At 39.0% G+C, this 25894-nt stretch carries 17 protein-coding genes and 2 rRNA genes; 17 read left to right on the plus strand and 2 right to left on the minus strand.

Annotation, left to right across the window (positions count from 1 at the left end; translation table 11 throughout):
- From BQ5338_RS05765 to BQ5338_RS05810, 10 genes are all read left to right on the plus strand, one after another.
- A 23S ribosomal RNA gene (locus tag BQ5338_RS05765) occupies positions 1-667 on the plus strand; the annotation flags it as partial.
- Positions 668-739: 72 nt separating this feature from the next.
- Positions 740-850, plus strand: a 5S ribosomal RNA gene (rrf, locus tag BQ5338_RS05770).
- Positions 851-1438: 588 nt separating this feature from the next.
- Complete coding sequence (locus BQ5338_RS05775) at positions 1439-2941, plus strand: 2-isopropylmalate synthase (RefSeq protein ID WP_071145908.1); 1503 nt, start codon at positions 1439-1441, stop codon at positions 2939-2941.
- Positions 2942-2957: 16 nt separating this feature from the next.
- Complete coding sequence (gene leuC / locus BQ5338_RS05780; protein WP_071145909.1) at positions 2958-4352, plus strand: 3-isopropylmalate dehydratase large subunit; 1395 nt, start codon at positions 2958-2960, stop codon at positions 4350-4352.
- 38 nt (positions 4353-4390) lie between these two features.
- Entirely contained in the window at positions 4391-4975 is a 585-nt protein-coding gene (leuD, locus tag BQ5338_RS05785) for a 3-isopropylmalate dehydratase small subunit (RefSeq protein WP_071145910.1), read from the plus strand.
- Complete coding sequence (locus tag BQ5338_RS05790) at positions 4960-6489, plus strand: alpha-isopropylmalate synthase regulatory domain-containing protein (protein ID WP_071145911.1); 1530 nt, start codon at positions 4960-4962, stop codon at positions 6487-6489. The genes leuD and BQ5338_RS05790 overlap by 16 nt, the downstream gene beginning before the upstream one ends.
- A gap of 34 nt (positions 6490-6523) precedes the next feature.
- Positions 6524-7597, plus strand: coding sequence for a 3-isopropylmalate dehydrogenase (leuB, locus tag BQ5338_RS05795; RefSeq protein ID WP_071145912.1), 1074 nt, complete (start codon positions 6524-6526; stop codon positions 7595-7597).
- Between the two features lie 292 nt (positions 7598-7889).
- Positions 7890-9476 carry an ArnT family glycosyltransferase gene (locus tag BQ5338_RS05800; protein WP_139265197.1) on the plus strand — a complete coding sequence of 529 codons (1587 nt, stop codon included), beginning with the start codon at positions 7890-7892 and terminating at the stop codon, positions 9474-9476.
- A gap of 121 nt (positions 9477-9597) precedes the next feature.
- Positions 9598-10548, plus strand: a complete 951-nt coding sequence (cysK, locus tag BQ5338_RS05805) for a cysteine synthase A (protein ID WP_071145913.1) — start codon at positions 9598-9600, stop codon at positions 10546-10548.
- Between the two features lie 5 nt (positions 10549-10553).
- On the plus strand, positions 10554-11375 hold the full coding sequence (locus BQ5338_RS05810; RefSeq protein WP_071145914.1) for a tetratricopeptide repeat protein: 822 nt from the start codon (positions 10554-10556) through the stop codon (positions 11373-11375).
- Between the two features lie 15 nt (positions 11376-11390).
- Here the strand turns inward: BQ5338_RS05810 and recQ are convergent, their stop codons facing one another.
- Positions 11391-13196: a DNA helicase RecQ gene (recQ, locus tag BQ5338_RS05815; RefSeq protein WP_071145915.1), complete on the minus strand. Its 1806-nt coding sequence runs from the start codon at positions 13194-13196 to the stop codon at positions 11391-11393.
- A 279-nt stretch (positions 13197-13475) separates the two neighbouring features.
- Between recQ and BQ5338_RS05820 the strand changes: the two genes are divergently transcribed.
- The 7 genes from BQ5338_RS05820 (at position 13476) to hisS (ending at position 20928) form a co-directional block, all read left to right on the plus strand.
- The gene (locus tag BQ5338_RS05820) at positions 13476-13940 is read left to right on the plus strand and encodes a helix-turn-helix domain-containing protein (protein ID WP_071145916.1); all 465 of its coding nucleotides are present in this window, start codon (positions 13476-13478) and stop codon (positions 13938-13940) included.
- Positions 13941-14033: 93 nt separating this feature from the next.
- On the plus strand, positions 14034-16079 hold the full coding sequence (locus tag BQ5338_RS05825) for a dipeptidyl-peptidase 3 family protein (RefSeq protein WP_071145917.1): 2046 nt from the start codon (positions 14034-14036) through the stop codon (positions 16077-16079).
- Between the two features lie 6 nt (positions 16080-16085).
- Positions 16086-16751: a DNA alkylation repair protein gene (locus tag BQ5338_RS05830; RefSeq protein ID WP_071145918.1), complete on the plus strand. Its 666-nt coding sequence runs from the start codon at positions 16086-16088 to the stop codon at positions 16749-16751.
- 73 nt (positions 16752-16824) lie between these two features.
- Positions 16825-17316, plus strand: a complete 492-nt coding sequence (locus tag BQ5338_RS05835; protein WP_071145919.1) for a Fur family transcriptional regulator — start codon at positions 16825-16827, stop codon at positions 17314-17316.
- Complete coding sequence (locus BQ5338_RS05840) at positions 17313-18584, plus strand: adenylosuccinate synthase (RefSeq protein WP_071145920.1); 1272 nt, start codon at positions 17313-17315, stop codon at positions 18582-18584. The genes BQ5338_RS05835 and BQ5338_RS05840 overlap by 4 nt, the downstream gene beginning before the upstream one ends.
- A gap of 118 nt (positions 18585-18702) precedes the next feature.
- Complete coding sequence (locus BQ5338_RS05845; protein ID WP_071145921.1) at positions 18703-19389, plus strand: zinc metallopeptidase; 687 nt, start codon at positions 18703-18705, stop codon at positions 19387-19389.
- 144 nt (positions 19390-19533) lie between these two features.
- Complete coding sequence (gene hisS / locus BQ5338_RS05850; protein ID WP_071145922.1) at positions 19534-20928, plus strand: histidine--tRNA ligase; 1395 nt, start codon at positions 19534-19536, stop codon at positions 20926-20928.
- A 959-nt stretch (positions 20929-21887) separates the two neighbouring features.
- On the opposite strand, the gene BQ5338_RS05860 is transcribed toward hisS, so the two are convergent.
- The gene (locus tag BQ5338_RS05860) at positions 21888-25835 is read right to left on the minus strand and encodes a hybrid sensor histidine kinase/response regulator transcription factor (RefSeq protein WP_071145924.1); all 3948 of its coding nucleotides are present in this window, start codon (positions 25833-25835) and stop codon (positions 21888-21890) included.
- Positions 25836-25894: the final 59 nt, after the last annotated feature.

Raw genomic sequence — 25894 nt, forward strand, 5'->3', positions numbered from 1 at the left:
TATGCGGGGACATTGTTTGGTGGGTAGTTTGACTGGGGTGGTCGCCTCCAAAAGTGTAACGGAGGCTTCTAAAGGTACCCTCAGGACGATTGGTAACCGTCCGCAGAGTGTAATGGCATAAGGGTGCTTGACTGGGAGACCGACAAGTCGATCAGGTAGGAAACTAGAGCATAGTGATCCGGTGTTTCTGTATGGAAAGGACATCGCTCAAAGGATAAAAGGTACTCCGGGGATAACAGGCTGATCCCTCCCAAGAGCTCATATCGACGGAGGGGTTTGGCACCTCGATGTCGGCTCGTCACATCCTGGGGCTGGAGAAGGTCCCAAGGGTTGGGCTGTTCGCCCATTAAAGTGGCACGCGAGCTGGGTTCAGAACGTCGTGAGACAGTTCGGTCTCTATCTATCGTGGGCGTATGAAATTTGCGTGGCTCTGACACTAGTACGAGAGGACCGTGTTGGACTGACCTCTGGTTTACCAGTTGTGCCGCCAGGTGCATCGCTGGGTAGCTAAGTCGGGATTGGATAAGTGCTGAAAGCATCTAAGTACGAAGCCAGCCACAAGATTAGATTTCTTAGGGTCGTTAAAGACGATGACGTTGATAGGCCGCAGGTGTACAGGTAGAGATACCACAGCCGAGCGGTACTAATTGCCCGTACACTTTCTTTTGTCGAAGTATGGTTTATATATCCGTTTAGTTATTACTATAACTGCTTTTTGTTAGCATCATGTCAACCTTATTTAGGTGACTATAGCATCAGGGTTCCACCTCTTCCCATTCCGAACAGAGAAGTTAAGCCTGATCACGCCGATGGTACTGCGTAACAGTGGGAGAGTAGGTAGTCGCCGTTTTGAAGAAAGCCCCCGTGGATAGAAATATCTACGGGGGCTTTTGTGTTATAGCTATGGCCCGTTCCCTTATTCACCGTCTTTTAATGTTATTTCAGTCATTAGCCATTTCCCATTCTCTTTCTCGACTTTAACAATCGGATAAATGTAGTTCCAGCGAGTTCTTTTGTTCTCATAATCAGTAATTCTTTCAAAGGCTCAAGACTTGGGCTCGCAATCCTTAATTTACTGTAGGAAAATCTCAATATCGTAAAGAAGGAGATTGATGAAATACCTTTTATTTGTTATATATTTACTTTTTACGGGGTGCTAATCTTATAAAATGATGTTTTTAAGAGTGAAAATGTGTTGTTTCATTTGGAATATATGAAATAATTTCTACCTTTGTGACGTGAAATAAATAATGAATTGAAAATGAATCAAGCATTTATACATATTCTACTGTGTGGTATTATTATTCTGCTGGCAAAGTTTAGCGGAAGTGAGTACTGTGCGTGAATGTGTATGTAATTAACAATATTCGAAAGCCTTTCTCACTTCCTTGTGTGAAAGGCTTTTTTTATGGACTAATAATACTAAAAATAAGAAGAAATGAGTGACAGATTATTTATTTTTGATACTACACTTCGCGATGGCGAACAGGTTCCAGGCTGCCAATTGAATACCATTGAGAAAATTCAGGTGGCAAAGGCATTGGAAGCATTGGGAGTAGATGTTATTGAAGCTGGTTTTCCTATCTCCAGTCCCGGTGATTTTAATTCTGTAATTGAAATATCGAAGGCAGTGACTTGGCCAACAATATGTGCACTGACTCGTGCTGTAGAAAAAGATATTGATGTGGCAGTGGAATCACTGAAATATGCAAAACGTAAACGTATACATACAGGTATTGGTACTTCGGATTCTCATATTAAGTATAAATTCAACTCTAATCGAGAAGAAATTATAGAACGTGCCGTGGCAGCAGTAAAATATGCTCGGAGGTTTGTGGATGATGTAGAGTTTTATGCAGAGGATGCCGGTCGTACTGATAATGAGTACTTAGCGCGAGTAATTGAGGCGGTGATTAAAGCCGGTGCTACAGTCGTTAATATTCCTGATACTACGGGTTACTGTTTACCTTCTGAGTATGGAGCGAAAATAAAATATTTGGTAGATCATGTAGATGGAATAGACAGAGCTATCATATCGACACATTGCCATAATGATCTGGGTATGGCAACTGCTAATACGATTAGTGGAGTGCTAAATGGGGCACGCCAGGTGGAAGTTACGATAAATGGTATTGGTGAACGCGCCGGAAACACTGCCTTGGAGGAAATAACAATGATTCTTAAGAGTCACCACGATATTCAAATTGATACGAATATTAATACGCAGAAAATATATCCTATCAGCCGGATGGTATCTAGTTTAATGAATATGCCGGTACAAGCTAACAAGGCTATTGTGGGAAGAAATGCGTTTGCTCATTCATCAGGAATACATCAGGATGGTGTACTGAAGAATATGGAAACTTATGAAATTATCAATCCGAAGGATGTGGGTATTGATGATAATTCGATCGTACTTACTGCCCGTAGCGGACGTGCTGCCTTGAAACATCGTTTTTCTTCGTTAGGTGTGGAACTTACTCAAGAGAAATTAGACAAGGTATATGAGGAATTTCTTAAATTAGCCGACCGAAAGAAAGATATTCATGACGATGATATTTTGGTACTTGCGGGTGCTGAACGGACTTTGAATCATCGCATTAAACTTGAACATTTACAGGTGACCAGTGGAGTAGGTGTAAGAGCGGTTGCTAGCATTGGCTTAAATGTATCGGGTGAAAAGTTTGAAGGTACTGCGAGCGGAAATGGCCCTGTAGATGCTGCTATAAAGGCATTAAAAAAGATTATTGACCGTAAAATGATACTGAAAGAATTTACTATTCAGGCTATTAGTAGAGGTAGCGATGATGTAGGTAAAGTACACATGCAAGTGGAATATGACGGACAAGTATATTATGGTTTCGGTGCAAACACGGATATCGTTGCAGCATCTGTAGAAGCTTATATTGATTGTATTAATAAATTCGCAAATAAAGATTAAAAGTAATTAGATTGATATGAATACATTGTTTGATAAAATCTGGGACTCTCATGTTGTAACAACAGTTGAAGATGGTCCTACCCAACTTTATATTGACAGACTTTATTGTCATGAGGTGACTAGTCCGCAAGCATTTGCGGGATTACGTGCCAGAGGTATTGACGTTTTCCGCCCTGAGAAAGTCTATTGCATGCCTGATCATAATACTCCAACGCATGATCAGGATAAACCTATCGAGGATGCGATCTCTAAAACTCAAGTGGATACATTGACTAAAAATGCAAAAGACTTTGGATTGACTCATTTTGGAATGATGAATCCTAAGAATGGAATTATACATGTGGTAGGCCCAGAAAGAGGTCTTACATTGCCTGGTATGACGATTGTTTGTGGAGATTCGCATACATCTACACATGGTGCTCTTGGAACAGTTGCTTTTGGAATTGGAACGAGTGAAGTTGAGATGGTACTTTCTTCACAATGTATCTTGCAATCCAAGCCAAAAACAATGCGCATTTCCGTGGAAGGAAAGTTGAATGAGGGGGTAACGGCTAAGGATGTAGCTCTTTATATAATTTCTAAGGTCACTACCGGCGGTGCTACAGGATATTTTGTAGAATATGCTGGTGAAGCGATTTATAGCTTGAGTATGGAAGGTCGTTTGACGCTTTGCAACTTGAGTATTGAAATGGGAGCTCGTGGAGGAATAATTGCTCCGGATGATGCAGCCATCGAATATCTTCGTAACCGTGAATATGCACCTAAAGGTGAGGAGTGGGATAAAGCAGTAGCATATTGGAAGACTCTGAAAAGTGATGCAGATGCGGTGTTTGATAAAGATGTTCTTTTTCATGCAGAAGACATTGAGCCAATGATTACCTACGGAACAAATCCAGGTATGGGAATGGGAATCAGTGAGAATATCCCTGTAATGGAGAGTATTCCTGAAGCCGGACGTATCTCGTACGCCAAATCGCTTGACTATATGGGTTTGGAAGCCGGACAATCATTGTTAGGAAAGAAAATAGATTATGTATTTCTTGGTTCATGCACAAATGGGCGTATTGAAGATTTCCGTGTATTTGCTTCTTTAGTGAAAGGTAAAAAGAAAGCTGCTGACGTTATTGCATGGTTGGTTCCCGGATCTTGGGAAGTAGACAAACAGATACGCAGAGAGGGACTGGATAAAATTTTTGAAGAAGCAGGTTTTGCATTGCGTCAGCCGGGTTGTTCAGCTTGTTTAGCTATGAATGATGATAAAGTGCCAGCTGGTAAATATGCCGTGTCAACATCAAACCGTAACTTTGAAGGTCGTCAAGGCCCTGGGGCACGTACTTTATTGGCTAGTCCGCTAGTTGCTGCAGCTGCTGCTGTAACAGGAGTAATTACCGACCCTCGTAAGTTACTGTAATAAATGACTATTTTCTCACCGATAAAAAGATAAAAGAAATGAAAGAAAAATTCAATATAACCACTTCCACATGCGTTCCTCTTCCTTTAGAGAATGTGGATACAGACCAGATTATTCCTGCCCGCTTTTTGAAAGCAACAACGAAAGAAGGTTTTGGAGATAATTTATTTCGAGATTGGAGATATGACAAACAAGATAATAAAATAGACTCCTTTGTCTTGAATAACCCTATATATAGCGGTGAAATTCTTGTTGGCGGGAAGAACTTTGGTTCCGGATCGAGCCGGGAACATGCTGCATGGGCTATTGCCGGATATGGCTTTCGCATTGTGGTATCAAGTTTCTTTGCTGATATCTTCAGAAATAATGCGTTGAATAATTTTGTGCTGCCGGTAGTGGTGAGCGATGCTTTTCTTGCCGGACTCTTTGAGTCTATCCAAAATGATCCAAAGATGGAAGTAGAAGTGAATCTTCCTGCTCAAACTATAACGAATAAAGCCACAGGTGCTAGTGAATACTTTGATATCAATTCTTATAAGAAGCTTTGCCTTGAGAATGGTTTGGATGACATAGACTTCTTGTTGTCCAATAAGGATAAGATTGAAGCATGGGAAAACAAGTAAAGATAGAAATCATGGACACAACACTCCGCGACGGTGAACAAACCAGCGGAGTCTCTTTTGTGCCTCATGAAAAACTAATGATTGCCCGTCTTCTACTCGAAGAACTGAAGGTAGACAGGGTTGAAGTTGCATCAGCTCGCGTGTCAGATGGGGAGTTTGATGCTGTTAAGATGATTTGCGACTGGGCAGGTCGCCGTAATCTGCTGCAAAAAGTTGAAGTCCTGGGTTTTGTAGATGGACATACGTCAGTAGACTGGATAAAACGAGCCGGATGTAGAGTGATAAACTTGCTTTGCAAAGGTTCGTTGAAGCATTGTCGTTTTCAACTGAAAAAAACACCTGAAGAACATATTGAGAAAATTCTAGAAGTAGTAAAGTATGCTGCTGAACAAGGTGTTAATGTGAATGTGTACTTGGAAGATTGGAGCAATGGCATGAAAGATTCTCCCGAATACGTATTCCAATTGGTTGATGCACTGAAGAATACAGCGATCAAACGATTTATGCTCCCTGATACGTTGGGAGTGCTTAATCCGTTGCAAGTCATCGAGTTTATGCGTAAAATGCTGAAGCGGTATCCGGGCACTCATTTCGATTTTCATGCTCACAATGATTATGATTTGGCTGTGAGTAATGTCTTGGCTGCTGTACTTAGTGGTGCTCGTGGACTACATACTACTATTAATGGTCTGGGAGAACGAGCTGGTAATGCTCCTTTGGCTAGTGTTCAAGCCATTCTGAAAGATCATTTTAATGCTGTAACCAACATAGACGAAAGTCGATTGAATGATGTGAGCCGTGTTGTGGAATCATATTCAGGTGTAATCATACCGACGAATAAACCGATTGTAGGCGAGAATGTTTTTACGCAAGTGGCGGGTGTGCATGCTGATGGTGATAATAAAAGCAATCTTTATTGTAATGATTTACTTCCTGAGCGTTTTGGACGTGTGCGCGAGTATGCATTAGGCAAGACTTCGGGTAAAGCAAATATTCGTAAGAATCTGGAAAGTCTTGGACTTGAGCTTGATGAAGAATCGATGAGGAGAGTTACCGAACGTATCATTGAGCTAGGTGACAAAAAAGAACTAGTGACACGGGAAGATTTGCCTTATATTATATCCGATGTATTAAAGCATGAAGGTGTTAATATGAAGGTGAAACTGAAAGCTTACTTTTTAACCTTGGCTCATGGTTTGAAACCAATGGCGACACTGAGTCTTGAACTCGACGGAAAAACGTACGAAGAAAGTTCTTCGGGTGATGGTCAATATGATGCATTTGTACGTGCTTTACGTAAGATCTATAAAGTAACGCTGGGACGCAAGTTTCCGATGCTTACGAATTATGTTGTAAACATTCCCCCCGGAGGACGTACAGATGCTTTCGTGCAGACAGTTATCACGTGGAGCTTTAATGATAAAGTGTTTCGCACCAGAGGGCTTGATGCTGACCAGACGGAAGCTGCAATCAAAGCTACCATTAAAATGCTCAATATAATTGAAGAATATTAATCAGTAGGCTGGAACTACTATAATTACTTAATTTATGAAATTGAATCTTGCCGTTCTCCCTGGAGACGGAATTGGTCCCGAGATTATAAGCGTTGCTTTGGATGCAACCAAAGCTGTTTGTGAAAAATTTGGCCACGAACTTCATTATGAATATGCTATTTGTGGTGCTGATGCCATTGATAAAGTAGGCAATCCTTATCCTGATGAGACGCACGAGCTTTGCATGAAGAGTGATGCTGTACTCTTTGGTGCGGTAGGTGATCCTAAATTTGATAATGATCCTTCAGCTAAAGTTCGCCCTGAGCAGGGATTGTTGGCTATGCGTAAGAAACTTGGCCTGTATGCTAACATTCGTCCGGTAACAACCTTCGAATCGTTGATTCATAAATCACCATTGCGTGCCGATTTAGTGAGAGGAGCCGACTTTATGTGTATTCGTGAGTTAACCGGAGGAATGTATTTCGGTCGCCCACAAGGACGCTCAGAAGACGGAAATGTGGCTTACGATACTTGCATTTATAGTCGTGAAGAAATAGAACGTATTGTAACATTGGCTTATGAGTATGCAATGAAACGACGTAAGAAACTTACGATTGTTGATAAGGCAAATGTTTTAGCTACATCACGTTTGTGGCGTGAAATCTCTAAAGAAATCGCCCCTAAATATCCTGAAGTAGAGACTGAATTTATGTTTGTGGATAATGCAGCGATGCGTATGATTCAGTGGCCTACATCATTTGATGTAATGGTAACAGAAAACATGTTCGGTGATATATTGACTGATGAAGGATCTGTTATTACTGGTTCGATGGGTTTACTTCCTTCGGCTTCTATTGGTACATATACTTCGGTATTTGAACCTATTCATGGTTCATGGCCACAAGCTGCCGGACAAGATATAGCTAATCCGTTGGCTACTATTCTTTCCGCTGCTATGATGTTTGACTATGCTTTCAATCTGAAAGAAGAGGCTGCATTGATTCGTAGAGCTGTAGATGCTTCTATGGATGCTAATATTCGTACTCAGGATATTCAAGTAGAAGGTGAAAAATCTTGTAAAACATCTGAAGTGGGAAAATGGATTGTTGATTACTTGAAAAAAGCCTAGAGCGTAAAGAGTTAATTGATATAACCTCTTTTCAAGCAAAATATTGTTTGAAAAGAGGTTTTTTTGTTTCCTCGCTTTGTTTTATCTCTGTTTTGTGAAAATTCAATATTTCTACAAAATTAAATCCTATTTTTGTCTCTTTAGTATTATAATTTATAATGATTAGCAGGCAAAAATATCTATTTCATTTACAAGCTATCAACCAATTTATAGTGGATGAAGATGAATGCTATTTGCTCGCGATATTGATTGAAAATAGAAATATAGTCTTCTTTAATTTGAAATTGAAAGTATGAAATTCATTCTGCGGAGTCCTTACTTTTTTCTAGGCGTGCTATTGGCTCTGTTACCTGTAATCCTCTTACGTGATTTTACTCCTGCTAATGAGCTGCGCTATTTGAGCATAGCCGATGAAGCAATGAGCCATGGTGATCTATTCACATTTACCAACCATGGGATAGCTTACGCAGACAAACCTCCTTTATATTTTTGGATAATAATGTTTGGAAAATGGTTATTAGGAAGTCATTATATGTGGTTTCTTTCTTTGGCTTCCTTAATTCCTGCATTTGTAGTCATTCATATTATGGATAAATGGGTTGCTAAGGAGATTAATGATTTAGGACGTTTTACGGCTAAATTTATGCTGATGAGTACCGGATTATTCCTAGGCCTTTCAGTTACTCTGCGAATGGATATGCTAATGTGTATGTTTATTACTCTTTCATTATGCACTTTTTATAAAATATATACTGGAGCCAATAACAAATTGGATACCTTTCTATTCCCTTTTTATATTTTTATGGCTCTGTTTTCAAAGGGCCCTATTGGACTCTTAATCCCGTTATTGTCTACAATCATTTTCCTCTATCAGAAAAAGCGTATAAAAACAGTAGCCTTATATTGGGGCTGGAAAACTTGGAGTGTATTATTAGCTGGATGTTTAATATGGTTTACAGGTGTTTATATAGAAGACGGCATAGGTTATCTTAGTAATCTATTATTAAATCAAACAATAGGTCGTTCGGTAAACTCCTTTCACCATAAGGAACCCTTCTATTATTATTTTGTCTCTTTCTGGTATTCATTGGCGCCATGGTCTTTGCTTATTGCAGGAGTAATACTTTCTGCATTTAAAAAGGGAATTATAAAAACCGATTTGGAGCGTTTGTTTATGGTGATTATAGTTGTTTCTTTTATCTTATTGTCTTGTATTAGTTCTAAGCTTGCAGTATATCTCACACCAATTTTCCCTTTTCTTGTTTACTTGACAATCTTAATTATGCAACGACTAACATGGAATCGCTGGCTGGCGCTATCTGTGGCTTTACCCACTGTTTGTCTTTCTTTAGCTTTTTTACTACCCTTGTTTCCTGATTCTTTTGTTCATTTTGATCTTAATAATCCTATTTTATATGTTGCTATCGGTTTATTGAGTCTCTCTGCATGGAGTGCGCTGTTCCTCTTATACGGCAAGAGGAAAATAGAGCAAAGTATAATTGCGTTGGCTACTGGTATTTTTATTTCCGTCTTTGTTGCTGCTTGGGCTTTGCCATCTCTCAATCCAGAATTAGGTTATGCCGATTTGTGTGCTGTGGCAAAGAAGGTAGGAGATGAGAGGCATATCTATAAGTATACTGCCTTTGGGTTAAAGCGCGCAGATAATATGGATGTGTTTTTAAAACATAATGTAGAGATTGCAACTTCTGATAGTTTGCAGGATGATAAATATAGTCCGAGTATACTTATAATTAAGAATAGTGATATTAAGTCTCAGGGAAGTATCCGATTCTTGTCGACAATTCTTAAAGGAAAAGAAGTGCATACGGTAGGGCCGTATTCTGTTATTGTTTTGACGAACGATAAGCAACGGAAATAGGGGTCATTTACTTATTTTAAATGATGCACATATTTGTGAATAATATGAATGGTTTGTAAATCATGATCGTGCCTGAATGTTTTTTTCTATCTTTGTACCCACTTCATAAAATAGTTGTAGTATGGCAAAAATAGCAAAACAACTTACCGAATTAATCGGATGCACTCCTTTGTTGGAATTGTCTCGTTATTGTAAGAAATATAATATTCAAAGAAATATTGTCGCTAAATTGGAATCTTTCAATCCGGGAGGAAGCGTAAAGGATCGTGTTGCGTTATCGATGATAGAAGATGCTGAGAATAAGGGTCTATTGAAGCCTAGTGCTACAATAATAGAACCAACAAGTGGTAATACGGGAGTGGGATTGGCTTTGGTTTCTGCTATTAAGGGCTATTCATTGATCTTGACAATGCCTGAAACCATGAGCGTTGAAAGACGAAATCTGCTCAAAGCACTTGGTGCCCAAATCGTTCTTACTGATGGAACATTGGGAATGGCAGGATCTATAGCGAAAGCACTAGATTTGCAAGAAACAATTCCTGGGTCAGTAATCCTGCAACAATTTGAGAATCCTGCTAATGTAGAAATACACCGACGAACTACAGGCGAAGAAATTTGGCGAGATACTGATGGAGAAGTTGCCGTTTTTGTTGCAGGAGTAGGTACCGGAGGTACTATCAGTGGTGTAGCGCAATCTTTGAAACAGCATAATCCTAATATTTATATTGTAGCAGTTGAACCAGCTTCTTCACCAGTTTTGGAAGGAGGAGCATCGGGACTTCATCGTATACAAGGAATTGGAGCAAACTTTATCCCCCGTATTTATGATGCTTCAATAGTAAATGAAGTGCTTCCTGTAAAGGATGAAGATGCTATTCGTGCCGGGCGTGAACTGGCTTCTATGGAAGGCCTACTCGTCGGTATTTCTTCAGGTGCTACTGTTTATGCCGCCAGACAATTGGCTACCCGACCTGAATTTGAAGGAAAGATGATTGTTGCTCTGTTGCCTGATACAGGGGAGCGCTATCTCTCTACAGAGTTGTATGCTTTTGATGCTTATCCATTAGATTAACAGAAATGAAAAAAGTACTTTTTTTGCTGATTGCATTTTTACTTTCACTTCCAATTGTGGCACAAACTTATGTGCAATTATCGGAAAAGGCTCTCGAATATGTAAATAAAGATAGTTTGGAAAAAGCCGAAATCTTTTTTCGTAAAGCGTTAAAGCTTGAACCAGCAAACCCTCATAATGCACTTCTGTTTTCTAATCTAGGGACGATACAGCGGCGTATGCATCGATTTAATGATGCGATAGAATCATATACCTATGCCTTGAATATGGTTCCTAATGCATCTTCCATCTTATCGAATCGTGCTTCGATATATTTGGAACAGGGGGATAACGATCGGGCATATGTGGATTATTGCCAGATTCTTGATGTAGATAAAAATAATAAAGAAGCTTTATTGATGAGAGCTTATATTTATTCTGTACGGAAAGATTATAAGGCTGCTCGCATAGATTATAATAAATTGCTGCAAGAGAATCCGGTAAATTATAGTGCACGACTAGGATTGGCCACGTTAAATCAAAGAGAGGGGAGATATCGCGAAGCTATTGAGATAATAGAAAAACTGATTGCCGAGAATCCCAATGATGCTACATTATATGTGGCTCGTGGAGGTGTCGAAAAAGAGATGAATCAGACCGATTTGGCACTTATAGATGCTGATGAAGCTATACGTTTGGCTCCTGCCTCTGTTGATGCTTACTTGTTAAGAGGAGAGCTTTTCTTATTGCAAAACAGGAAGTATCTTGCAAGATTGGATTTCGAAAAAGCGATCGCATTAGGTGTTCCACAAGCCGATTTGCGTGATGCTCTGAAACAATGTCGATAAGGTTGCCAAATTAATCTACTGACAGTACTCGTTAATAACTTTTAAAAAATATTTCCCATATCTTTCTTTTTTGTATTCCCCAATGCCACTGATGTTTCCAAAATCGGTTATACTCCTTGGCTTCTCTATGCTTAAAAGGTGTAAAACTTTGTCGGATAGTACAATGTAAGCTGGAATTGCTTGCTCATCGGCTAATTTCTTACGTAATAGGCGCAGTGCTTCAAATAGATCTTTATCTTTTGTGGCTGGTAAGTCAAGTGGTAACTCTTTTATAATAGGTGTCTTTCCTCTTTTTCTGGAAGAAACAAATTCTTCTCTTCGAATCACGACTAACATTGCTCGTTCACGACCAAAAAGTACATTCTTGCCTGCTTCGGTTACTTTCAAATGGTTGTTTTCGTTGTAAAGGACTTCAAAATAACCCATTTGTAACATTTGCAGTAAATAGTCGTACCAATCACGTGGTGGCACATCTCTTCCTGCGCCAAATGTTTTCAGTTGATTATATCCTTTTTCTACTACTTCAGGCGTTGGGGTGCCTCGCAAAATATCGACTAGCATCTTTGTGCCTACCTGTTGTTCGGCGCGGGCAATGGCACTTAAAGCCTTTTGAACGATAATGCTTCCATCAAATCTCTCTGGTGGATTTTTACATACATCGCAGTTCCCACAATCTTTCTCGATCGTTTCACCGAAATAGCTTAGAAGAATCCTTCTACGACAGATATCCGATTCGGCGTATTGTTGCATTCGCTGCAGTTTCTCTAAGTTAATGGCCTGTTGTCCGCTGTCGTTGGCAAACTTGGTGAGTAATATCAGGTCACTTATTGAATAAAATAAGATGGTATCTCCAGGAAGACCATCTCGTCCTGCCCGACCAATTTCTTGGTAAAAACTTTCAATGCTTTTAGGCATATTGTAGTGCATTACCCATCGTACGTTCGACTTGTCTATTCCCATCCCGAATGCAACTGTAGCACATACTACCTGGATACGGTCATTGATAAAGTCGCTTTGAGTATTATTTCTTTGTTGAGCTGAAAGTCCTGCATGATATACTCCGCTATTGATACCGTTTTTTTGTAACATTTGAGCTACAGTCTCCGTTTTGCTCCTACTCATGCAATATATAATACCATTTTCTCCCTGATGTTTGTTTATAAATTCTAAGATCGCTTTACTTTTTTCTTTCTGTTGGTATCCTCTTTTTACAGTTAGGCTGAGATTGGGTCGATCGAATGAAGAGATAAAAATAGGTGGATTATTGAGGTGCAATTGTCTGATGATGTCTTCGCGTGTAATTTTATCGGCAGTTGCAGTAAGTGCTATGATTGGTATAGTAGGGAACTTTTGGCGTAGTATTCCCATTTGAGCATATTCAGGGCGAAAATCATGTCCCCATTGTGAAATACAATGGGCCTCATCAATGGCAAAAATAGAAATTTGTATGTCCTGAAATAGTGAATCGACTTCAGACATAAGTCTTTCCGGGGATATATATAATAATTTAAGTTTTCCCAAAATGCAAGCACGGCGTAGATTGGCATTTTCAGTCTCGTCGTTGTTACTGTTTAGCGCTCCGGCTTGGATTCCGTTGGCTCGTAAAGCTTCAACTTGATCTTTCATTAATGAAATAAGTGGAGATACAACAATAGCTGTGCCTTCGCATAACAATGCCGGAAGTTGATAACAGATGGATTTACCGCCTCCGGTAGGCATAAGTACTAATGCATCTTTTTTATCCATTAGATTTTGTATGATATCTTTTTGCAAAGGACGGAAGTTATCGTAGCCAAAGAAAGTCTTTAATGTTTGGATCATAATCTCTTAATTATTTCGCTTACAAAGTTACGTTTATTATGTGACAAATCGAAGAATGATTTTCAATGGCTTTAAATAAATGATGGTAAAAGTCTTCTAAGAGTTAAAGTTTCTTATTGGAAGACCTATAATTACCTTTTTGAGGCTTTTTGACTGTTATTAAACAAAAAATATATACTAAAAAGTTGTGTATCTAAAATAATTGTATGAAATTTGTGACATCAAAAGATGCATTAATTATTGATGTATATTTAGAAACAAACCTAACCAGTTAATTCAATGAGTGATTTAGAAAACAAAAAACAGGAGGAAGCTCCTAAAAAACGCCCTTACAATTTAAGGGAGAAAAAAGAAAAAAAGGCTGCTTACAGATCTTTAATCAGACCTGAATTGGCAGATGAGTTGTACGACAGGATCTTGAATATCGTTGTAGTACAGAAAAAGTACAAAGATCCTGACTATTCGGCAAAGGATTTGGCGAAAGAATTGCAGACTAACACTCGCTATCTTTCGGCTGTAGTAAATTCTCGTTTTGGAATGAACTACTCTTGCTTGCTGAATGAATATAGGGTAAAGGATGCAATGCATTTGTTGACGGATAAGAGATATGCCGACAAGAATGTAGAGGAAATCAGTGCAATGGTTGGTTTTGCTAACCGTCAGTCTTTTTATGCAGCTTTTTACAAAAACGTAGGTGAAACTCCTAACGGCTATCGTAAGAAACTTGCAGATAAAAACAAGTAACAGCACTTCTTTAAAATTTTATAAAAGGAGATATCTCAAAATTCATTTTGAGGTGTTTCCTTTTTTGTGTTTATAACCTTTTAGGTGAACTCTATGAAAAAATATATGTTGTTATTAGCTGCTACCACAATCTTTATTTCGTGTGGTGGAGTAAAAAACACAATTGTCAAAACAGAAAATATTAATTATACAGTGGAACAATTTGCAGATTTACAGATACTACGTTATCGTGTGCCAGGGTTCGACGATTTATCTTTGAAACAGAAGGAACTCATTTATTTTCTTACTCAGGCGGCACTTGAAGGTAGAGATATTCTTTTTGACCAAAATGGCAAGTATAATCTTACCATTCGTCGTACTCTTGAAGCGATATATCTACAGTATAAGGGTGACAAGACTGATCCGGATTACTTGAATCTGGAAGTCTATCTGAAGCGAGTATGGTTCTCAAATGGCATTCACCATCATTATGGTTCCGAAAAGTTTATTCCGGGCTTTACGCCTGAATTTTTGAAGCATGAGATATTGAATCTGGATGCAGCTAAGCTTCCATTATTTAACGGACAAACACCAGTTCAACTATGCAATGAGATTTTTCCTATTATCTTCGACTCTACAATTATGCCTAAACGGGTGAATCAGGCGGATGGACAAGATCTTATTCTTACTTCGGCATGCAACTATTATGATGGGGTAACTCAACAAGAAGCTGAAGCATTCTATAATAGCATGAAAGACTCTACAAATGAAACTCCTGTTTCTTATGGTTTAAATAGCCGTTTGGTAAAAGAAAACGGTAAATTAGTAGAGAAAGTTTGGACAGTGGATGGTCTTTACGGTGAGGCAATCCAGAAAATAGTTCTTTGGCTAAAGAAAGCTGAAAGCGTAGCAGAGAACAACGCTCAAAAAGAGGTTATTGCCAAGTTAATTGAATATTATGAGACTGGTGATTTGAAGACATTTGATGAGTATTCCATACTCTGGGTTAAAGATTTGGATTCTCGCATTGATTTTGTGAATGGATTTACTGAAACTTACGGAGATCCGCTGGGTATGAAAGCCAGTTGGGAATCATTGGTCAATTTCAAAGATATGGAGGCGACTCTTCGTACAGAGATTATTAGCGGCAATGCTCAATGGTTTGAAGATCATTCTCCGGTAGATAAACAATATAAAAAGGAAAAAGTAAAAGGGGTATCCGCTAAAGTGATTACTGCTGCAATCTTGGCTGGTGATCTTTACCCAGCTACGGCTATTGGTATTAATCTTCCTAACTCTAACTGGATTCGTGACCATCATGGTTCTAAGTCTGTGACAATAGGAAACATTACCGATGCATACAATAAAGCCGCTCATGGAAACGGCTTCAATGAAGAATTTGCTTATAGCGATGTTGAGAAAGGGTTGATAGATAAATACGCTGACTTGACCGGGAACTTACATACCGACTTGCATGAATGTCTTGGGCATGGTTCGGGCAAGTTGCTTCCGGGTGTTGATCCTGACGCATTGAAGGCGTATGGTTCTACTATCGAAGAAGCGCGTGCTGATCTTTTTGGCCTTTATTATATCGCTGACCATAAGCTGCAGGAGCTTGGCTTGACCCCGAATGATGATGCGTACAAAGCTGAATATTATACTTATCTGATGAATGGTCTAATGACGCAATTAGTACGCATAGAGAAAGGTAATAGCGTTGAAGAGTCTCATATGCGCAACCGTCAACTTATTGCTCGCTGGGTATTTCAACAAGGAATGCCGGATAAAGTGGTTGAATTAGTGAAGAAAGACGGGAAAACGTATGTTGTGGTCAATGACTATCAAAAGCTACGTATTCTTTTTGGCGAGCTACTGGCTGAAATTCAACGGATTAAATCGACTGGAGACTTTGAAGCAGCCCGAAGCTTGGTAGAAGGTTATGCGGTGAAAGTCGATCCAGTGCTTCATGCAGAAGTGTTGGAACGCTATAAGAAATTAAATCTGGCACCTTATAAAGGGTTTGTAAACCCTGTGTATGAATTGGTAACAGATAAAGATGGAGAAATAACAGATGTAAAAGTATCTTATAATGAGGGTTATGCCGAACAAATGTTGCGTTATAGCAAAGAGTATTCGTCATTGCCTACTATAAACAATTAATAATATATGGAACTAACAGAACAATTAAAAGATATAAAAACAGAACTTCGACTATCTATGAACGGAGCTGTATCTCAGAGTATGCGTGAAAAAGGGGTGAACTACAAGCTCAATTTCGGAGTAGAATTGCCTCGCATTAAATCCATTGCGGCTAAATATGAGAAAGACCACAAGTTGGCTCAGGCTTTGTGGAAAGAGAATATCCGCGAGTGTAAAATAATGGCTGCCTTGCTGCAACCGGTAGATACTTTCTTTCCTGAGATCGCCGATATATGGGTCGAAGATATACACAACGTCGAGATTGCCGAATTGACTAGTATGAATCTTTTCCAATATTTGCCTTATGCTCCTGCTAAATCATTTCATTGGATTGCTGATGAAAGTGAATATGTACAAGTCTGTGGTTTTCTAACTATTGCTCGCTTGTTGGTTCAAAAGGGAGAAATGACCGAACGTGTGACTGAGGAGTTTTTAGATCAGGCTATCTGTGTTGTTCTTTCGGCCGAATTTACTGTTAGAAATGCTGCTGCATTGGCCATTCGTAAGTTTATGGAGCATAGTGAAGAACATGCATTTCTTGTTTGCCGTATGGTTGAAGGTTATGCTTCTTCTGAAAATGAAAGAGAACAATTCCTCTATAATATGGTCGGTGAAGTGGCTGGGAATATTTAAAAAACTTCTTTTAATCATTTACTTTCTATAAAAAACGATTAACTTTGTTGGCGTTAAAAATAGTGCGCCTATTATGGAGACTCAGAATGTGAAGGATACAGTAAGGCAGATATTCACAGAATATCTTAATGCGAACGGGCATCGCAAGACTCCCGAACGCTATGCCATACTCGATACGATATACTCTATAGATGGGCATTTCGATATAGATTCGCTGTATTCACAAATGATGAATCAGGAAAACTTCCGCGTTAGTCGGGCAACGCTTTATAACACTATCATTTTACTAATCAATGCTCACTTGGTCATAAAGCATCAGTTTGGCAATTCTTCTCAGTACGAAAAATCATATAATAGGGATACGCATCATCATTTGATATGCACTCAGTGTGGTAAGGTGGCTGAGTTGAAAAGTGATGTGTTGCAGACTGCCATAGGAAATACAAAGTTAAATAGGTTTCACTTGTCTCATTATTCTTTATACATATATGGATTATGTGCTAGATGTGTGCGGGCAAATAATAAAAAGAAAAAAACAAGTAATAATAATAAGAAAGAAAAATGAAAGTAGATGTTCTATTAGGTTTGCAATGGGGCGACGAAGGAAAAGGAAAAGTTGTCGACGTATTAACTCCAAAGTATGATGTGGTTGCACGTTTTCAAGGTGGACCAAACGCTGGTCATACACTTGAGTTTGAAGGTCAGAAGTATATTCTTCGTTCCATCCCTTCAGGAATCTTCCAGGGAGATAAAGTGAATATTATAGGCAATGGCGTAGTGCTTGACCCTGCTTTGTTTAAAGCTGAAGCTGAGGCTCTTGAAGCATCTGGACATAATCTGAAAGACAGACTTCATATTTCGAAGAAAGCGCATCTCATTCTTCCTACTCACCGTATCCTTGATTTGGCTTATGAAGCTGCTAAAGGAGCTGCTAAAGTAGGTACTACCGGTAAGGGTATTGGCCCTACGTATACGGATAAAGTGAGTCGTAATGGTGTTCGTGTAGGAGATATTCTACATGGCTTTGAAGAAAAGTATTCTTCGGCAAAGGCAAAGCATGAACAGCTATTGAAGAGCATGAATTATGAGTATGATCTTACTGAACTGGAGAAAGCTTGGTTTGAGGGAATTGAATATCTTAAGCAATTTCAATTTGTTGATAGCGAGCACGAAATAAACAATCTGCTAAATGCGGGTAAAAGTGTACTATGTGAAGGTGCGCAGGGCACTATGCTCGATATTGATTTTGGCTCTTATCCTTTTGTAACCTCATCTAACACAGTCTGTGCTGGTGCTTGCACCGGATTGGGAGTTGCGCCAAATAAGATCGGTGAAGTGTACGGGATCTTTAAAGCTTATTGCACGCGCGTAGGAGCGGGTCCTTTCCCTACAGAACTGTTTGATAAAGTAGGAGATGAGATTTGCACACTCGGACATGAGTTTGGTTCGGTAACAGGACGTAAGCGCCGTTGCGGATGGATTGATCTTGTAGCACTGAAATATTCTATCATGATAAACGGGGTTACTAAGCTGATCATGATGAAAAGTGATGTGCTCGATATGTTCGATAGTATAAAGGCTTGCGTGGCTTATCAGATAAATGGAGAAGAGATTAATTACTTCCCTTATGATATCAATGAGAATGTAGAACCTGTTTATGTAGAACTTTCCGGTTGGCAAACAGACATGACAAAGATGCATAGTGAGGATGAATTCCCTGAGGAATTTAATGCTTACCTTTCTTTTCTTGAAGAGCAACTTGGCGTGTCGGTTAAGTTTGTTTCGGTAGGGCCAGACAGAGAACAAACCGTTGAGCGTTACACAGAAGAGTGATAATATAATAATTCTTACTAAAAAATAAGAGACTAAACCAGTCTCTTATTTTTTTTGCCTATTTTTGGCAAACTATTTGCTCTATCGTTTGTAGTAATAACTAAAAGAAAAGAAGAATATGATGTTACCTGGTTCGTGGTTACTGTTTATCGGGATTGCTCTGGTTAGCTTTCTGGTACAGTGGAACTTGAAAAACAAGTTTAAGAAATACTCAAAGATGCCTTTACCTTCGGGCATGACCGGTCGTGATGTTGCAGTAAAGATGTTGCAAGATAGTGGTATTTATGATGTTCAGGTAACAAGTACCAATGGTTCTCTGACCGATCATTATAACCCTGCCAATAAGACAGTGAATCTGAGTGAAGGTGTATATGACGGTAATAGCATTATGGCTGCTGCTGTGGCTGCCCATGAATGCGGACATGCTGTTCAGCATGCTCGTGCTTATGCACCGCTGACTATGCGTAGTAAGTTAGTACCGGTGGTAACTTTTGCTTCGCAGTGGATGAGCTGGTTGTTGCTGGGTGGTATTCTGCTTATCAACTCATTTCCGGCTCTGCTACTTGCCGGTATTGTGCTGTTTGCTATAACCACACTCTTCAGCTTCGTGACTCTTCCGGTTGAGATTGATGCCAGCAAACGCGCATTAGTATGGTTAAGCGGTTCAGGCATTACCAATTCTTACAACCATTCACAAGCCGAAGATGCTCTCCGCTCTGCTGCTTATACGTATGTAGTTGCTGCGTTGGGTTCATTGGCTACACTGGTTTATTACATTATGATATTTATGGGAAGAAGAGACTAAACACTCTTTGATGTTCCTTTGTTAAGATAAAGAAGACGCACAAATGCTTTCGGGCATTCTGTGCGTCTTCTGCTTTATAGTTCTTTTCTTCTATTTTTCACGATTAATTTATACCTTTGCACCTCAATTAAAAGTAAAATTAGTATGGCAGCAAAACCCAGTATACCAAAAGGAACGCGTGACTTCTCACCCGTTGAAATGGCAAAAAGAAATTATATATTCAATACCATTCGTGATGTCTATCACCTTTATGGCTTTCAACAAATAGAAACCCCTTCGATGGAAATGCTTTCTACCCTGATGGGTAAGTATGGTGACGAAGGCGACAAACTTCTTTTTAAGATTCAGAATTCGGGCAATTACTTTTCAGAACTATCTGATGAAGAACTCTTGAGCCGTGATGCTGCCAAATTGGCTAGTAAATTTTGTGAGAAAGGTTTGCGCTATGACTTAACAGTTCCTTTTGCTCGCTACGTGGTGATGCATCGCGATGAAATAACTTTTCCTTTTAAGCGCTATCAGATTCAACCAGTGTGGCGTGCCGATCGTCCGCAGAGGGGACGTTACCGTGAATTCTACCAATGTGATGCCGATGTAGTAGGAAGTGACTCATTGCTCAACGAAGTGGAGCTGATGCAGATCGTAGATACCGTGTTTACTCGTTTTGGAATTCGGGTTTGTATAAAGATAAACAATCGCAAGATTCTTACCGGTATTGCCGAGATTATCGGTGAGGCGGATAAGATCGTTGATATTACTGTAGCCATTGATAAACTGGACAAGATAGGACTGGAGAATGTAAATAAGGAATTGGCAGAGAAAGGGATTAGTGATGAGGCTATAGCTAAGTTGCAACCCATTATTTTGCTCAAAGGTACTAATGCAGAGAAACTGTCAATTCTTAAGGAAGTATTAGCTACTAGCGAAGTAGGATTGAAAGGTGTGGAGGAAAGTGAATTTATCCTTCATATGTTCGGTACTCTTAGAGCTCCTCATACACCGGACCTGTTTATGGATGATATGATTAACCACATAGAACTTGATCTCACGTTGGCTCGCGGGCTGAACTACTATACCGGAGCTATCTTTGAGGTGAAAGCCCTTGATGTACAAATTGGTAGTATTACCGGAGGTGGTCGCTATGACAACTTGACAGGTGTGTTTGGTATGCCCGGAGTGTCGGGCGTTGGTATCTCTTTTGGAGCTGATCGTATCTTTGATGTGCTCAACCAACTAGAACTCTATCCTAAAGAAGCCGTTAATGGTACGCAACTGCTCTTCGTTAATTTCGGTGATAAAGAAGCTGCTTATTCTCTACCTATATTGTCTCAAGCACGTTTGGCTGGTATTAGAGCTGAGATATTTCCCGATTCGTCGAAGATGAAAAAGCAGATGAGTTACGCTAACGCAAAGAATATTCCGTTTGTTGCCATTGTGGGCGAAAATGAAATGAATGAGGGCAAGGTGACGCTCAAAAATATGGAGACGGGAGAACAAACTCTTGTTTCGGCTGATGAACTGATTGCTGCTATACAATAAGAACAATACTACATACTTTTTTGAGGTAAAGTGATAAAGTCACGCACTTACTTCTGACAATTCTTGAATAAAGAGAGTCAGGGAGTGCGTGACTTTCTTGTTTTACAAGGATAATTGCATACAAACATTCCTCATTGAACTCCTTTTTGTCAAGAGCATGTTTACTAATTATTAACGTGAGTGGTAGGCTTGAGAAAGATATAGGAGTTATTAGGACAACAACAAGAGGAAATATACTTTTCATTAGGAGTTATTCCGATAACAAATAAGCATATTGATGAAAAGAAACCGTCTTCCGGAGCGAAAGAAGCCGGCAAATTGCTCAACTGAACCGTTCTTTTACCCATTCTGCACGGTTTACTTGTCCCAAAAGAACCGTGCAGAAATAAAAAACGGGAGAAGCAACAACTTCCCCCGTTTACTGTAGTCTAACCTCAAACTACTTTATGATTACACTTACAAAAGTAATACATTTACTTGCCAAAGTCAAGCTTTTCAGCCAAAAAAACGAAGCAGCATTAAAGGCTAAACTCAAAATTGGACGTTGCAGGATGTTGCCAATAAACTCCTCAACCGAAAACCAAAGTCATTTATTACTTCATGATATGATGTCATCTGGTTAAACTCAGTACAATTGAAATGAATAAAAAGAAGTTTTCAGCAAGTGATTTGTCAATGTTTGAGAAATGTCTCAAACCCCCTCTACAAGCGCTGTGAGAGGGGGCTGGTGAACTAACTAGTTAAGCGCGGTGAATTAACTAGTTCACCACGCTGAAGTAGTTAATTCACCGCGCTGAAGTAGTAAGATCTATTTGTACCAGGCTATATGTAAATAAATAGTGGTAATGAGCTTAACTAAACGACATTACCTCATGATCTCTCTTTTTCATTGGATCAAGAATAACAATATGTTTTTTTTCCTTTAAATATTTCGAGAAAAGTTGTTGGCTTTCTCTTTCTTATTGGTTTCGATAATCTTTCGGCGAAACGCCATATTGTTTTAGGAACTCGCGATAGAAATAAGATTTATTGGAAAAGCCCGATTGAAACATGATCTCGGAAGCGGTGAGCTTGCTGCTTCTTAATAGTTTGGCAGCATGTTCAAGCCTGATTGTTCGCACAAACTCACTTGGCGTTTTATCTATAAGTTCTTTAAATTTGCGATAGAGGGTAGGTTTACTTACCCCTACAAATTCGGCGATGGACAGAGGAGTTAACGATTCATCATCAAGATTATTTGTGATGAATTCTGTCACACTACGGATCAGTTCTTCGTCTTCGGGATAGAGTGAAATGCCATCTTTAACTTTGATTGAAGAAAGACTGGAATTGAAATAATTCTTTAGCAGTATTTGCCTCGAAAGTAAATTCTCGATGGTCGAAATAACATGTCGGGGATGAAATGGTTTGGTTATATACGCATCCGCTCCATGATTATACGCGTTAATCTGGTCCTCAATAGACGCTTTTGCGGAGATATTGATGATAGGGATATAGCTTGTTTTCGGATCCGACTTTAAATGATCAATCAGCGAAATGCCATCCATATTAGGCATAATTATGTCACTGATAATCACATCCGGATGATTTTGCTCTATATAAGCCAGCGCTTGCGCTCCGTCTTTAGCCTCTTGAACAATATAATCATCTAAAACATCTCTCAATAATTCCCGAATATTACTTTCATCTTCTACAATTAATACCACTGTATCTTTCCTTGGTTTCAACTCTTTCGGGTGAATCATATCTTCCTCGGGAGTTTCTTTTTCATTTGTTACAATGCTACCTATATTTGCAGGTAAAGGAGGAATCTCTACTGAAAATTCGATATACTTGCCTAGCTCACTGTTCACTTTAATTTCTCCCCCCAATAACTCCGTGAGATTTTTTGTTAAGTTGAGACCAATTCCATTGCTTACCGAGTTACCAAGTTTAGGCGTATCGAATATCTTGTATTTGTTGAATATTTCCGTCCTTTGTTGTTCGGTAAGTCCCTTACCCGAATTTCTGATTCTCAGTTCTAGAGCATTGTTTTGATCGGCTTTCTGTGTTACTTCCACATAAACGTAGCCATTTCGGGAAGTATATTTATAAGCATTGGAAAGGAGATTGAAGATAATCTTCTCCAATGCGTTGCGGTCCGAATATAATTCGGTGGTATCATGTACATTTACTTTAAAGTCTATTTTGTTTTCTTTTAAAATGTCCACATAGTTATTGGACGTATACTCCACTAATGCCTGAATATTGATCATTTCCGGGTGTAGATCAGTCTGCCCGGGCTTTCTTTTTCGAAACTCCATCAGTTCACTGATCAGTTTCTGCATTCTTTCTGCGTTGCTATTTATAATTTGCAGGTATTTTCGAGTATCAGCATCCAACTTAGTCTGTTCTAATAAATGTTGGGCAGGAGTATAAATCAGTGTTAGCGGAGTGAAGAATTCGTGTGCCACATTCGTGAAGAAGTTTAGCTTAGATTCATAGATCTTTTTTTCTTGCTGTATTTCCATTTGTGTGATGAGAACTTGGCGACTGAGCCTAATTCGATTTCTGATAACCGATCTTGTGATGTAAATAATAATAAGACACAAAATGCCATAGATAATCAGTGCCGGCATACTTAGCCACCACGGGTATCCCACTTTGATCGTAAGGCTGTAAGAGTTGTTGCCCCATACCTTATCACCGTTGGTACTTTTTACTTCCAACACGTATTTTCCCGGAGGCAGTTGGGTGAATATTATATTGGGATTATTTCCCATCTCCACCCACTCTTCCGAATAGTTCTTCAGGCGGTAAGCATATTCGCAGTTTTCGTTATTAATAAAATCTTTTGATATAAAGGTAAACGTAACAAACCTCTCTTCATAACTCAACTTTAAGGTTCCTTCTTGAATTCGTTCGTTAATCTTTTGCGGCGTATTGTAAATCTTCAGGTTGCTCAGTGCGAGTGGTGCGTTAAATTCACGTAGATGTATGTTCTGTGGATTGAAATAACTTAAACCACTAACTCCTCCGAAAAACAGGAAGTCTCTATCATCTTTAAAGAAAGCCCCGTCCGAGAACTCGTCATTTTGTAGGCCATCGTTTAGCGTGTAATTATCTATCTTATTACTTTTTATATTCAAGTTAGACAGCCCTTGGTTTGTACTAATCCATATATTACCCTCAGAGTCTTTCAATATTCCATGTATGGTTTTGTTGTTTAGCTTTTCGTCGGCATATTGTATTAGTTTATAATTATTACCTTGAATTTTGAGTCTGTTTAGCCCATAGCTTGTCCCGATCCAGATGTCACTGCTATCACGTAGCAGACAGAGCACATCATTATTAGTTAGAAGTACATTGTTGTTTGCCTCTTTGACTTTATTGTTCTGAACATCAATTCGGCTTAATCCTCCTCCTCTTGTTCCAAACCAAAGCGAATGATCATCTTCACTGGAAGTGATGGCATATACTACATCGTTATTTAAAGATTTATTTTTGTCGGCAGATGTATATTGTCTGAATCCTTTAACTTTATACTGATTCTTTTCTTTGATAATGTTCATCTTGATCAGTCCATAGCCGGACGTTCCAACCCACAGCAACGAATCGTTGTTGGTGAAATAGATACTGTATACCGCTTTAAAAGCAGGATATTTATCGGGTATCTCCAACTTTTCCAACCTCCCGCTACTTCCATTCAGTATATTGATCCCAGTTCCTTCCGTACCTATGAATATGTCATTCGCCTTGTTTTTCTTCAAGGCGTACACGGAGTTCGAAATCAAACCGTTACTCTCATTTAGATAATCCGACAATTGCTTTGTTGCTGCATTCAGACGTTTAATCCCACTTCCTTTCGTACCAACCAGAATAGATTCATCGTTGCCTTTGCAAAAACTTCTGACGGGATGAGTTGTGCGGATTGTCTCGAAGAGAGAATTGTGGTGGTAATACTGAATTAAACCCTGTCCGTCGGTTCCTATCCATAATATGTTTTGGCTGCCCAGATAGATAGTGAAAATAGAAAGTTGTCTCGGTAATTCATTGATATAGAGATAGGTTTTTTTTTCTAAGTTATAATTGATGCAACCCCCTTCTATAAAACTGATGTACAATTGTTTCCCGAACAGAAGGATTTGTGACACAGGTTTGTGTGTTTCTAATTCAATCTTTCGGGAAACGGTGAAATCCGAATTTAGAATTGAAACGATATTTCCACTACTTAGGATGGCATGATTGTCTGACAGAAATATCTTGCTAACAAGATCATTGATATTGATCTTACGCAAATCTGTAACCTTAGTGCCAACAGCTAATTGTTGATACTTTAAGTGCCTTACACTTCCATTTGTCAAAAGAAACAAAATGTTATCGCTCTTGTCTATGGAGAAATCTTTTATTATATTCGCTAAGCTCGTTTCAATCAGTTTGAAATCATCGGTTTTATTATTGTAACTATAGAAACCAAGACCTTTCACAAAACAAAGAATGTTTCCTTTTGCTGTTTTTCCCAGAATGAAAGACTTCTCCTGATTGGGAATTTTATTATCTGTTCGCAAATAGTATCTTGTAATCTGCAGAGTCTTTTTGTTCAACCGATTAATGCCATTATCCGTAGCTATCCATAAATTGCCGTTTTGCTCAATAATCTGTCGGATAACGTTATTACTGATTGAGTTTGGGTCACTTTTGCTGTATCTGAATGTTAAGATCTCTCTTCCGTTATATGCATTTAGTCCATCCCAAGTCCCCACCCAAATTGTATGTTCTAAATCTTCCAGAATGCAATTTACGGAGTTATTGGTCAGCCCGTTAACGTTCGATATGTATTTCGTTGCATTGGAAGCATGAACTCTTTCGGGAGTAGACAAGAACATCAAAAGAATGCATATTAGCTTTATCAAGAATCTCTTTTTCATTTAACAGTATCTTAATTAGATATTAGGGCGATAACAAATATAAGGAATTTATCTTGATG

Source organism: Bacteroides ihuae (genome assembly GCF_900104585.1).
In the GTDB taxonomy this organism is placed as follows: domain Bacteria; phylum Bacteroidota; class Bacteroidia; order Bacteroidales; family Bacteroidaceae; genus Bacteroides; species Bacteroides ihuae.